Raw genomic sequence first — 12,142 nt, forward strand, 5'->3', positions numbered from 1 at the left:
GAAAGCCTAGTTTTGCAGCATGTTTTGAATCATCATGCCGCCGCCGCCAATCAGCACGCCGAAGTACACAATAGAGGCCACATTGGCCAAATGCCCCAAGAGCACCGCTGCACCGTCGCGTTGAATAAGGCCTACAGCCAGAAACAGCAGGGCAATGCCAGGCACGGTGTTGGAAAACGGGATGAATCCGAAGGGGGCCATCAGCAACACAGCGCCCAGAATCAGACCGCCGTCGTTGATGATATTCATGCCGCGCCCGGTGCTTAGCCAGGCCATGCGATGGGGTTTGCTGATTTTCTCAAGGCGCGGAATCCAGACCAAACCTTTCTCAAGTGCATTTCGCAGTTTGTCAGCTGGCAGGGCACGCTCTTTGAAGCGCTTGGGCAACCACAAGGTGCGCCCGAAAATCCTGCTGATTCCGATGAGCAGAATGGCTGCTCCGAAGATGGTGCTGACACCCGGAATAGAAACCGGCACCATGAACACCAGCGTGAGAAATGCCACCAACAGCAACATGCCGTCGCGGCCCACCAGGTCCAGAATTTCGCCAAGACTGACCGTACTTGCGGGCAGCTGCGCGATCACTTGTTTGATTTGATCGCCCAAGGGCAATTCATCGAAATTGGGTGTGTTGTTCACTTCAGGTGTGTTGTGTGATTGATCAATGAGCCCACATTGTGCCCATAAAAAAAGCCGCTGAACTTCGGTGCAGCGGCTTTTCGGTACTAATTGGACTTCGAGAATTTACTCGTCGCCGCCTTTCACTGCGCCAGCCTTGATTTTTACAGTCACCACTGACAGGTCTTGTTGACCGTGGTTTGGAATGCTCACGCCTTCCGGGAACTGCAATTCAGTCACGTGGATAGAGCGCTTGGTAACGTCCAACACGCTGCAATCTACGGCGATGAATTCTGGCAGGTCTTTTGGCAGACATTCGATTTCAATCTGGTTGGCCACGAAAGTAACCTGACCGGCATACAGCTTAACCGCTGGGCTTTCCAGGTGACCAGAGAAGTGCAAAGGCACGTTCATGTGGATCTTCTGGTTGCCATCGATGCGCTGGAAGTCGATGTGCAGCAGCTGTGGCTTGTAAGGGTGTGACTGGTAGTCTCGCAGCAAAACCTGCTGTGACTTGCCGTCGATTTCCAGATCCAGAATGCTGGAGTGGAATTTCTCTTTTTGCAGGGCGTGCCACAGGGGGTTGTGTTCAATCGACACAGCCTGAGCTTCCTGATTTGCGCCATAAACAATGCCAGGTACCTGGCCAGCACGACGCAGGCGGCGGCTCGCTCCGGAACCCTGCTCTGTGCGGGATGTTGCAACTACTTTCATGTTGATTCTCCAAATTTGACTTCACCGCGACCAGTGAAACCAAGTTATGCGGCACTTAAGGGCGTCCGCAAATAAGCCCGAAAACTGTTCTTAGTCGATAAACAGCGAGCTGACCGAGTCAGAGCGCACGATGCGGCGAATGGTTTCAGCCAGCAGTTCGTCTACGCTCAACACACGAATGGTCTTGCTGTTGCTTGCTTCGTCTGACAATGGAATGGTGTCGGTAACCACCAGTTCGTCCAGGTCAGATTCTTCAACACGCTGAATGGCACCGCCCGACAACACGGGGTGAGTACAGTAAGCCACCACTTTCTTTGCGCCGTTGGCTTTCAGGGCCGCTGCAGCCTTGCACAGGGTGTTTGCGGTGTCGACCATGTCGTCCATAATGACACAGGTGCGGTCTTTCACATCACCGATGATGTTCATCACTTCAGCCACGTTCGCGCGGGGACGGCGCTTGTCGATGATCGCCAAATCACAATTCAGGCGTTTGGCCAAAGCACGTGCGCGAACCACACCACCCACGTCGGGCGATACAACCATGAGGTTGTCGAGGTTTTGTTTCCATACGTCGCCAAGCAAAACGGGCGATGCGTAAATATTGTCCACGGGAATGTCGAAGAAACCCTGAATTTGGTCGGCATGCAAGTCCATGGTCAGCACGCGGTCTACACCAACCACCTGCAGCATGTTGGCCACCACTTTGGCAGTAATGGCCACACGTGAAGAACGCACGCGGCGATCTTGACGGGCATAGCCGAAGTAGGGAATTGCTGCGGTAATGCGGCCAGCTGATGCGCGCTTGAGCGCGTCGATCATGACCATCATTTCCATGAGGTTGTCGTTGGTGGGCGCGCAAGTGGATTGCAGCACGAACACGTCTTTGCCACGAACGTTTTCGTTGATCTCGACCATCACTTCACCGTCGGAGAAGCGACCCACCGTTGCTTTGCCCAGTGGAATGTTCAACTGTTTTGCAACAGACTCGGCCAATGCGGGAATTGCATTGCCGGTGAAGATCATCAGACTGCTGTCGCTGGCCATTGTTTACCCCAGGGCTTGACGTGTGCGTTGGCGAAATAAAAAAAGGGCCAACCTGTGGCTGGCCCTCTTTGGTATTGGCAGAGGAGGAAGGATTCGAACCTTCGAATGCCGGAATCAAAATCCGGTGCCTTAACCAACTTGGCGACTCCCCTAAAACTTTTCTCGATTCAACTTGGTGGCTCAGCCATTTTTAATTTGGCAAGCAAACCATTGTCCGGCGTTTAATTCAGGTGCATCGGCGACTGCTGCCACTGCGTTGCTGAGCTGGCTTGGGCTGGCAAACACAGCAAACATGGCCGAGCCGGAACCTGACATGCGAATCAATTGCGGGTTGAACTTTGCAACACAGCTTGAAAAAACACCAAATTGGCATTCCCAGTCTGGAAAGTTGCGAGACACAACAGCTTGTAATGCATTCTGTGTGTTGGCTTTAAGGTAAGCCATCAACTCACTATTCATTCGGCGGGCCGAATCGAAGACCGCTATTTTGACGTCACTTGAGTTGCGTGTCAATTGCGGATCGCTAAATATTTTGGGCGTTGGGCAAGAAAGTGGCGGTTTGTAGACAATTAAATGCCCGGAAATGCCCTGAATCGGGGTGATGACCTCGCCGATGCCTTCCACAAAGGCACTGCTTTCTTGAAGAAAAAAGGGCACATCAGCGCCAAGCTTCAGACCAATTGAGGCCAGTTGTTCCGGTTCTATCGGGTGTTGGTGGTGCTGTTGCAGCAGACGCAGCACGGTGGCTGCATTGCTGCTGCCACCTCCCAGGCCCGCTTGTTCCGGAACCTGTTTGCTGACATGAATGAACACCGAGTGGCCGATGCCAAGATTAGCGTGGGTATAAAAAGCCTTGCAGGCGCGAACTGTCAGGTCGATTTCTTCAGGAATGTGGACAAGGTCGCCACTTCGCTGAACCACCAATTCATTTTCAGGGTTGGCCTGCACTGAAATTGAAACCTGATCGCCCAAGGTGATTGGGCAGAAAACACTTTGCAGCAGGTGGTAACCATCGGCCTTGCGACCAGTAATGTGCAAAAACAGATTGATTTTTGCCGGCGAAAACGCAGAAAGTTTAGCGGGTGTGGGAAGGTTCACGCTTTACTTGCCCAAGGTGCCTTGTGGAATCAGATCGATGCGGCCCGAGGTGTTGTTCTCGATGAACACCACGCGGTATCGGCCGTTCTGGTTTTCCCAGGACCAATTGGCAGGCAATGTGGGCAATTCATTGGGGTTCGGGTTTTCCATCCACTGCACCAGGGCTTCGGCAGGCAGTTCAACGGGGAACATCAAGTCGAACAGGCTTTGCCAGTCTTTGGCCAAATACACGCGTCCATCTGCAGCCCGAACCTCGTAAAAATTACCCAAGCGCTTTGCGCTGCCCAGTGAGGGGCCCAGAGTGGAGTTCACCTCAAGGTAAGCAATTTCGGGAGCTTGGCTGGGTCCGGTGCGGCCCGATCGCCATTCATAGGTGCCTGAAATGGAATCGGCCTCAATTTTGCCGTCGGTTTGTTCAACCTTCCAGATGAGGCCAAAACGCCCATAGTGGCAACTGGACTGAATCGACTTGCAATCCACTTCGGTGCTTGGGTTTTGATCCAAAGTGCTGCAGGCGGCAAGACTTGCGCTGATCAAGCCAATGCAGGCCAGGCGCAGTGTTGATAAAGCCATGAACTTAAATTTCCTCAACCTGTTGAACCAGTTTTCTCAATGCTTTGCTGTCAGGGTAGCGAACGGTCAAGCGGCTCCCCAGTTGACGTGCTTCTTCTTTTTTGCCTGATTTGAGCAACACTTCAAGTAAATGCAGGCCGATTTCTTCGTCCTGACGCAGATCGAACGCTTTTTTCAAGGTGGCCTCGGCGCTGTCCAGTTTACCCAGGCGGTAATGCACCCAGCCCAGTGAATCAAGAATGAAGGGGTCGTTGGGGGCCAGTTCAACTGCCTTCTTGATCAACTCGTAAGCTTCTTCCAGTCGCATGTTGTTTTCGGCCCAGGTGTAGCCCAGGGCATTGTAACCATGCGGATTTTCAGGGCGAACTGCAATAAGGCGCTTCAGGAATTGCTCAACAACTGGCAGGTCGTCTTGCCGCTCGGCCACCATGGCACGTTCATAAAGCAGGTCGGGTTGATCCGGAAAATTGAGCAACGCGAGTTCAAGTTCAGTGGCGGCTTCAGCAGGGGCTTTTTGAGACTCTGCCAGTTGCGATTTCGCCAGTGCCAGGCGCACAGACTCATCCTCGTTCTTGGGCTTGAACTGATTCAGTACCCGTTTGGCTGACCGCACATTGCCTTGTTTCTCGAACAAGGCCGATTTTTTCAGCTGCACATCGAGGTTATCGGCTGCGTTGGGTGTGGTGTCCAGCCATTTCAGGGCGGCAGCGTAGTCTTTTCGTTCAAGTGCCATGTCTGACAGCGTGGCGTGAATCAGTGATTCATTTTGACGCTCGGCTGGTGCAGTTTTGTCCAGGTAAATCCTGAAATGCTGCTCGGCTGCTTTGTAGTCTTTGAGCTGGGTGAGTACAAAGCCTTGGCTTGAATACAGTGGAATATTGTCGGGTTGAAGCTCGATCATTTCAGCAAAGCGCTGCCTGGCCTGTGCCCACTGCCCAAGCTGGGTGTGGTTGCGGGCCAGGTAAAGGCGTGCACCAAACCAGTTGGGGTGCAGTTGCGCTTGCTCGTTCACCAGTTGCATGGCTGCATCCAGGTTGCCGTCGCGCTTTTCCATGAACTGCGCCATCAACACATAAAAACGTTCTTGCGGTGACTTGCGCAACACGTTTTCCATGTGTCCTACAGCCTGTGGGTATAACTCGGAATTGTTGGCGAGTTGGGCCAGCAGGGTTTGTGTTTCAAGGTCATCGGCGTTGTTGCCAAACAGCTCGATGCCGGTTTGGTACGCTTTGTTTTTGTCGGGAATGCGTTGCAGCATGTCCAGCGCAACTTTCTCGGTGCTTGAACCACCCAAGCCCGGGTTTGCAGTTTCAGCGGCCTGTACGTCGGCCAAAAACGCCTTGAGCGCAGGCATGGCTTCATCGACCCGGTTGGTGCCCAGTTGCAGCAGCATGATAGAGCGGCTGGCTTGTTTGTCGCCGGGCGACAATTCGGACCACACTTGAGCCGCGTTCAAAGCCAGGTCCAATTGGCCTTCCGCCAGGCTGATTTCGACGGCTCGTTTTGCAAGTTCGGGATTGCGCTGTTGCTTGGCGGCCTCGGTGTAGGCCAGCGTGGCAGAATAAGTGTCGCCGCGCTGACTTGCAATTTCAGCGGTGAGCAGCGCAAACAATGGGTCTTGTTTGACCATGTCGGCAACACGGGCCTCGTAGGCTTTTTGCTCGTCAGACATTTGCTGTTGAGCTGGCTCGCCTTGATCTGCGGGCACAGTGGCACAGCCTGTGGTCAGGCTGGCGGCCAGAAAAAATACCGGGCCTGCGATGGTCCATTTAAAACAAGTCATACTGTTGAACCCAATGAAAACTGGTGAATCCACTTTTATTTTTATCACATTAACAGATGCGCGTGCGCGCTTTAGCTTATGCCTGAATTACCCGAGGTAGAAATCACCAAAAGAGGCGTAGACCTGCATTTCACAGGGCAACGCCTGTTGGCTTGTACCGTGCGGCAACCCCGTTTGCGCTGGCCTGTGTCCACCCAAGTGCAAAGTTGTGTAAAGCAGATATTGCAAGCTGTGGAGCGTCGGTCGAAATACATGTTGATGGATTTCGGCGGGCAGGTGTTGGTGGTGCATTTGGGCATGTCGGGGTCCATGAAAATTGTTAGCGCCAGTACCCCGTGGGACAAACACGACCACATTGAATGGAATTTTGGTGACAAGGTGCTGCGCTACAACGATCCGCGCCGCTTTGGCAGTGTGGAGTACGTCGAAAAAGCACCCGGCTGGGAAGACAGTTTTGTACGGTTTGCAAAACTGGGGCCGGAGCCTTTCAGTGATGCATTCACGCCAGAGTCATTTTTCAAGGCAACCCGCGGTAAAAAGGTGTCAATCAAGGCCTTGTTGTTAAGTGGGTTTGCGGTGGTCGGCGTGGGCAATATTTACGCCTGCGAGGCACTGTTTCGCAGTGCGATTCGCCCTGGCAAAGCCGCAGGGCGGCTGAGTAGGGCAAATGCGCAGGCCTTGCATGCAGCGGTGGTTGCTGTATTGACTGAGGCGATAGAGCGGGGTGGTTCAACCCTGCGTAATTTTCAGGCCATTGATGGCGAGTTGGGACATTTCCAGTTGCATTGTGATGTGTACGGTCGCGAGGGGCAGCCCTGCAAACGCTGTGGGGCCTTGGTAAAACGCCGGGTAATGAATCAGCGCAGCACGTTTTATTGTGCGCAATGTCAGGAATAGAACCAGTATGAGCCCTTTGACAGGAGAGCCGTTTGGCGAAGTGTTGGTGCGGTGGCAGAAGCAGCATGGTCGACAAACCTTGCCTTGGCAGCACACCGGCGATGCTTACAAGGTGTGGCTGAGCGAAGTGATGTTGCAGCAAACCCAGGTAACGACCGTGTTGGCGTACTACGCCCGTTTTTTGCAGGCTTACCCGACTGTAGCCGACCTGGCTGGCGCCCCGGAGCAGGATGTGATGCAGTTGTGGGCCGGTTTGGGCTATTACACCCGTGCGCGTAATTTACATGCCTGTGCCAAGCAGGTGGCGGCCCGTTTTGGCGGGCAATTCCCGCGCACGGTGGCCGAGCTTGAAAGTTTGCCCGGCATTGGTCAGTCCACGGCAGGTGCAATTGCATCGCTGGCATATGGTGTGCAGGCTCCCATTCTGGACGGCAATGTGAAACGTGTGTTTTGCAGGTATTACGGCATCGAGGGGTACCCGGAGCAAACCACCATCAAGAAAACCTTGTGGGCTATTGCAGAGGCCAATGTGCCAGAACAGCAGCCCGGTGTTTACAACCAAGCCTTGATGGACCTTGGGGCCACATGCTGTGTGCCGCGCAACCCTGCATGTTCAGCTTGCCCATTGATGCAAAGTTGTGTGGCTTTGCAAAAGGGCATGGTCGGGTTGTTGCCCACACCGAAACCCAAAAAAGCCCGGCCTGAATTGCATTTTGTCAGCATGATTGTGGAAGACGAGCGTGGCGCGGTGTTGCTGGAACTGCAAACAGGCAAAGGAGTTTGGCAGGGCCTGTGGACTACACCTTTTGAGGCCTGTGGTAGCCAGGGCGGTTTTGCAGACGATTTTGACAACTTAACCCGAATCGCAGCTGTGTGGGTTGAGCGCTATGGCTTGCAGGCCCACCGTGTTGAACTTGAGCATCAGTTGCGCGCGTTGCAAGGTCAGCCTTGGTTGGTGCATGAATTAACCCACCGCAAAATGCACTTTAAATTGTTGCGTGTGAAGGTGCCCGGCGTGTGGGTTGGTTGTCACGTGGTTAGTGAAAAGCCCGTGCCGAAAATTGTGCACAAATTGTTGGAGCAATCGAGAGCTTTAGCCCAGGCTGCGGTGCCGCAACAAAACGCTCTCGATCTCGGTTAAAGGCTGGTTGGTAAAACGCTTGGCCAGTGTTTCGGCCACATACACCGAGCGGTGTTGACCACCGGTGCAACCAATGGCCACGGTCACGTAGCTGCGCTGCTCATTCAAATACGAGGGCAACCATTTTCTCAAATAGGTTTCGATATCGCTGATCAGCGGGTCGCTGCGATTGTCGGCTTGAATGTACCGTTGTACTTCTGTGTCTTTCCCGGTCAGCGGACGCAGGCTTTTGTCGTAATACGGGTTACTCAGGCAGCGCACATCAAACACCAGGTCTGCATCGCTGGGCAGGCCTTTTTTAAAACCGAAGGTTTCAAACACCAATGTAAGTTTGGCCGATTCTTCTTCTACGGTTTCAAGCACCCATCGCCGCAGTACATTGGGCTGCAGGGCAGAGGTGTCGATACAGCTTGCAATGTTTCTCAGGGGCTCAAGCGACTCTCGTTCCGCATCAACACATTCTTGCACGGTGGCTTGCTCGCCAAGGCGTGCGCTCATGGGGTGACGGCGGCGGCTTTCAGAGTAGCGGGTGATCAGGGTTTCATCGTCGGCATCCAGAAACAGAATGCGAACATCGGTCCCGTCGGCCTTCAGGGCCTGAATAATTTGGGGAACATCGATAATGTCTCGTCCAGTGCGGGCGTCGGCTGCAATCGCAATTTGCGTGATGCCCTCGGAGGACAAGCGCTGGATGACTTGCGGTATGAAAGAAGGCGGCAAGTTGTCGACACAGTAAAAGTGGGAGTCTTCCAGCGCGCGAATGGCGACTGATTTGCCCGAGCCTGAAAGGCCGGTGACCAATACCACTTTCATGTTAATCATGGCCAATGTCCGTCTCAGTGTCGGGGTCAACCTGTAGGTGGTCAATGCCGCCAAGTTCAGTGAGCATGGCTTTTTGTTGACGAACCATGAATTCGTCGAGTGTGTTGATACCCCGCATTTGCAAGATGGTGTTGCGCACCGCAGCTTCCAGCAACACGGCCAGGTTGCGGCCCGCAGCCACTGGCAATATGGCTTTGCGAATCGGCAGCCCCAGCACTTCCTGGAATTGTTGCTCGGTTACCAAGCGTTCCTGATGCAATTCTAGCGAGGCTTTACGAACCAGATGTACGATCAGCTTCAATCGCATTTTCCGGCGTACGGCGGTTTCACCAAAAATAGCCTTGATGTCGAGCAGGCCCACCCCGCGCACTTCCATCAGGTTGCGAATCAGTTCAGGGCAGCGCCCTTCGATCAGGTTGGGGGCTACGCGCGAGAATTCGACCACATCGTCTGCCACCAAGCCGTGCCCGCGAGAAATCAGTTCCAGGCCCAACTCGCTTTTGCCCAAACCCGACTCGCCACAAATAAGCACGCCCATGCCGAGCACATCCATGAACACGCCGTGCATCATGGTGGTGGGGGCTAACCATTTGTTGATGTACACGCGCAGAAAATCGATGATTTCGGCGGCTGACAATGGTGTAGCCAGCAGGGGAATGTTGGATTCGTCGCAGGCGGCCTTCAGTAGGGCATGGGGCTGAAACGATTCAGCCACGATGATTGCGGGCGGATCGCCTTCGATTAGCTTGTCGATTTGGTGTTTTTTGCGTTCGTCGCTGATGCGGGCGAAATATTCGATTTCCTGACGACCAAATACCTGGATGCGGCCCGGGTGAATGGTGTTGAGGTGACCTACGAGATCAGAGGAAGCAAAGCACTGAAGATCCAGGTGGCGGTCACCACCATTTAAACCGGCCAGCCAGTCAAGCTTGAGTTTGTTGCGGTTGGCTTCGATCAGTTCTTTCAGTTGCTTCACAGGCTTAACTCGCGGGTTGGTAAGGCTCCCAGTTGGCGATCAGTTGGTGAGTGGCGCCGGGATCGGATTCTGTCATGAGTTTCTCACGGAAATCTTTGTCAGACAGCATTTGAGCCAGTTCTGACAGTATATCCAGATGATGCTGGTTTGCGCTTTCAGGCACCAGCAAAAACATGAGCAGCTTGACGGGTTGGCCATCGGGGGCATCAAAAGGGATTGGGTCTTGTACCCGTACCAGCGAGGCAATGGGTTCGCGCAGGCCTTTGATGCGGCCATGCGGCACGGCCACCTGCTGGCCAAGGCCAGTGGAGCCCAAACGTTCACGCGCAAACAGGCTGTCGAACACCTTGGATCTTGCGATGCCTTGGTTGTTTTCAAAGACCAGACCGGCTTGTTCAAACACGCGCTTTTTGCTGGTGACCTGTGTGTCCAACAATATGTTGGATGGTGGGAGTAGATTTGCGATCAAGTTCATCGCTGTTGATTCCTGAGACCCGCTTCTAATCGTGGGGCCGATTATACGCCATAAAAACAGAAAAGGCGGATGGAAGTCCGCCTTTTGATTTTCCCTGAAATTACAGAGGTTTATTCGGCTTCTTCGACCACCTGGTGTTTGATCGGTGTGTGATTGTGATTGGTTAGTTTGTCTTTGTGACGCAGTACCTGGCGATCCAGTTTGTCGGCCAGCGCATCAATGGCTGCGTAGAGGTTTTCATGACTTGCTTCAGCGTGAATGTCTTTGCCGCGAACGTGCAGCGTAACATCTGCCCTTTGAACCAGCTTGACCACCGAGATGGTCACCGATGCATCAATGACGTGATCAAAATGCCTTTTCACCCGATCCAGTTTTTCGATGACGTAGTTTCGAATTGCTGGGGTAACTTCCAGATGATGACCATTGATGTTCAAGTTCATAAGGTATCTCCTTTCGTTGCTGCGGGGGGAAGCTTTAAATTTAAAGCGACTTGCGCATGTTCACCGGGGGTATTTTCAGTGATTCCCGGTATTTAGCGACCGTGCGTCTTGCGACCACGATGCCCTGTTGACCGAGTAGGTCGGCGATTTGGCTGTCAGATATCGGCTGCTTGGCGTCCTCCGCAGAAATCAGTTGCTTGATGAGTGCACGTATTGCTGTGCTGGAAGCCTGACCACCCGAGTCGGTGGAAACATGACTTCCGAAGAAATACTTTAGCTCAACCAACCCATAGGGCGTCAACATATATTTTTGCGTGGTAACCCTTGACACGGTCGATTCATGCAGTCCCAAGAGATCGGCAATTTCCCTCAGAACCAAGGGCTGCATTGCGATTTCGCCGTGATTGAAGTAGCCGATTTGCCGTTCTACGATGGCTTGGCTCACCCGTAAAATAGTGTCAAATCGCTGCTGAACGTTTTTTAACAACCAGCGAGCCTCTTGTAATTGCGCACTGAGTTGCGCACTTTGACCACGGTGTGATCGCAAGATGGAGGCATACATTTCATTAATACGGATTTTTGGCATCACGTCGGGGTTCAGTTGCACATGCCACTGTCCACTCAGTTTTTTCACGATCACGTCGGGCACCACATGGTCATCGTCGATGCGTCGAAAACGCGCACCGGGAAACGGCTCGAGTGAACGAATGATTTGATGACATGTTTTTAGCATGTCCTCGTCGACGTTCAATGCTTTTTTCAGCTTGGTGAAGTCGCGTTGGGCCAATAAACCCAAGTGGTCGCGAATAATGTGCTGACAGTTGCTGTACAGGTTTGGCTGGCAAGTAATGTCTTTGCGCTGGGCCAGTTGCAGCAGCAGGCATTCGGCTGCATTGCGGGCACCCACGCCGGGTGGGTCAAAACTTTGCAGCAGGCGCAAGGCCGCGCTGAGTTCTTCAAACTCCAGGTCGGGCTCGTCCTGCAGGGTTTCCCACAGGTCTTCAAGTTCAACAGTCAGGTAGCCATCGTCGCTGAGGTAGTCAATCAGCCAAAGCACCAGGTTTTTGTCACGTTCGCTGGCCTGTGTCATGCGCAGCTGGTCGATCAGGTGCTGGTGCAGGCTGCTGTCGGGCGCAGCCAGTTGCAGGCCGGGTTTTTCTTCATCGCCATCGGCACCTGCGCCGCTGTTGTCGCGCCAGTCGCCTTCCCAGTTGTCCTGGATGGAGTCGATGGTCTCGCGCTGAACAATTTCTTCGCTTTGATTGTCTTGTTCAGCTTGCTGATCGCTGACCGGTTCGCTGGCTTTGCGGGGGTCGGGATCGGCCTCAAAGCTGTCGCCTTGTGGCTCGTGCAGTTCGCCATTGCTGCTGTCCAGGCTCAGGGTGCGCTCGCCTTCCACGGCCTCTTCGTCAGCCAACTCCAGCAGTGGGTTTTCAGCCAGTGCTTGTTGAATTTCCTGCTGCAACTCCAGTGTGGACAATTGCAGCAAGCGAATGGATTGCTGCAACTGAGGCGTGAGCGTGAGGTTTTGCGAGACTTTAAGCTGAAGGGATTGTTTCAT

13 protein-coding genes and 1 tRNA gene are annotated in these 12,142 nt (G+C 53.6%); 2 read left to right on the plus strand and 12 right to left on the minus strand.

The features are described from left to right. Positions 1–6: 6 nt before the first annotated feature. The 7 genes from LMED105_RS02270 to LMED105_RS02300 form a co-directional block, all read right to left on the minus strand. Entirely contained in the window at positions 7–639 is a 633-nt protein-coding gene (locus tag LMED105_RS02270) for an exopolysaccharide biosynthesis protein (protein ID WP_008247814.1), read from the minus strand. A 105-nt stretch (positions 640–744) separates the two neighbouring features. Further along, positions 745–1,332 carry a 50S ribosomal protein L25/general stress protein Ctc gene (locus LMED105_RS02275; RefSeq protein WP_008247817.1) on the minus strand — a complete coding sequence of 196 codons (588 nt, stop codon included), beginning with the start codon at positions 1,330–1,332 and terminating at the stop codon, positions 745–747. A 90-nt stretch (positions 1,333–1,422) separates the two neighbouring features. Beyond that, complete coding sequence (locus LMED105_RS02280) at positions 1,423–2,376, minus strand: ribose-phosphate pyrophosphokinase (RefSeq protein WP_008247818.1); 954 nt, start codon at positions 2,374–2,376, stop codon at positions 1,423–1,425. Between the two features lie 75 nt (positions 2,377–2,451). Further along, positions 2,452–2,528 (minus strand) — tRNA-Gln (locus tag LMED105_RS02285). A 28-nt stretch (positions 2,529–2,556) separates the two neighbouring features. Next, positions 2,557–3,474, minus strand: a complete 918-nt coding sequence (gene ispE, locus LMED105_RS02290; protein WP_008247819.1) for a 4-(cytidine 5'-diphospho)-2-C-methyl-D-erythritol kinase — start codon at positions 3,472–3,474, stop codon at positions 2,557–2,559. Between the two features lie 3 nt (positions 3,475–3,477). Continuing rightward, positions 3,478–4,047 (minus strand): hypothetical protein, encoded by a 570-nt coding sequence (locus LMED105_RS02295; protein WP_008247821.1) that lies wholly within the window; start codon positions 4,045–4,047, stop codon positions 3,478–3,480. A 4-nt stretch (positions 4,048–4,051) separates the two neighbouring features. Then, complete coding sequence (locus tag LMED105_RS02300) at positions 4,052–5,830, minus strand: tetratricopeptide repeat protein (RefSeq protein WP_008247823.1); 1,779 nt, start codon at positions 5,828–5,830, stop codon at positions 4,052–4,054. Between the two features lie 78 nt (positions 5,831–5,908). Here LMED105_RS02300 and mutM point away from each other — a divergent pair, with 78 nt between their 5' ends. After that, positions 5,909–6,727, plus strand: a complete 819-nt coding sequence (mutM, locus tag LMED105_RS02305; RefSeq protein ID WP_008247825.1) for a bifunctional DNA-formamidopyrimidine glycosylase/DNA-(apurinic or apyrimidinic site) lyase — start codon at positions 5,909–5,911, stop codon at positions 6,725–6,727. Between the two features lie 7 nt (positions 6,728–6,734). After that, positions 6,735–7,868, plus strand: coding sequence for an A/G-specific adenine glycosylase (mutY, locus tag LMED105_RS02310; RefSeq protein WP_008247826.1), 1,134 nt, complete (start codon positions 6,735–6,737; stop codon positions 7,866–7,868). Here mutY and rapZ read toward each other — a convergent pair. The 5 genes from rapZ to LMED105_RS02335 all read right to left on the minus strand — a co-directional run bounded on the left by rapZ (position 7,821) and on the right by LMED105_RS02335 (position 12,142). Beyond that, entirely contained in the window at positions 7,821–8,690 is an 870-nt protein-coding gene (gene rapZ / locus LMED105_RS02315; protein ID WP_008247828.1) for an RNase adapter RapZ, read from the minus strand. The two genes, mutY and rapZ, sit on opposite strands and share 48 nt — an antisense overlap. Then, positions 8,683–9,666, minus strand: a complete 984-nt coding sequence (gene hprK / locus LMED105_RS02320; RefSeq protein ID WP_008247830.1) for an HPr(Ser) kinase/phosphatase — start codon at positions 9,664–9,666, stop codon at positions 8,683–8,685. The genes rapZ and hprK overlap by 8 nt, the downstream gene beginning before the upstream one ends. Before the next feature lie 4 nt (positions 9,667–9,670). Then, positions 9,671–10,141, minus strand: coding sequence for a PTS sugar transporter subunit IIA (locus tag LMED105_RS02325; RefSeq protein WP_040512070.1), 471 nt, complete (start codon positions 10,139–10,141; stop codon positions 9,671–9,673). 110 nt (positions 10,142–10,251) lie between these two features. Further along, positions 10,252–10,581: a ribosome hibernation-promoting factor, HPF/YfiA family gene (gene hpf, locus LMED105_RS02330; protein ID WP_008247834.1), complete on the minus strand. Its 330-nt coding sequence runs from the start codon at positions 10,579–10,581 to the stop codon at positions 10,252–10,254. Between the two features lie 40 nt (positions 10,582–10,621). Beyond that, on the minus strand, positions 10,622–12,142 hold the full coding sequence (locus LMED105_RS02335) for an RNA polymerase factor sigma-54 (RefSeq protein ID WP_008247836.1): 1,521 nt from the start codon (positions 12,140–12,142) through the stop codon (positions 10,622–10,624).

The sequence above is a fragment of the Limnobacter sp. MED105 genome, assembly GCF_000170915.1.
Classification (GTDB): Bacteria; Pseudomonadota; Gammaproteobacteria; order Burkholderiales; family Burkholderiaceae_B; genus Limnobacter.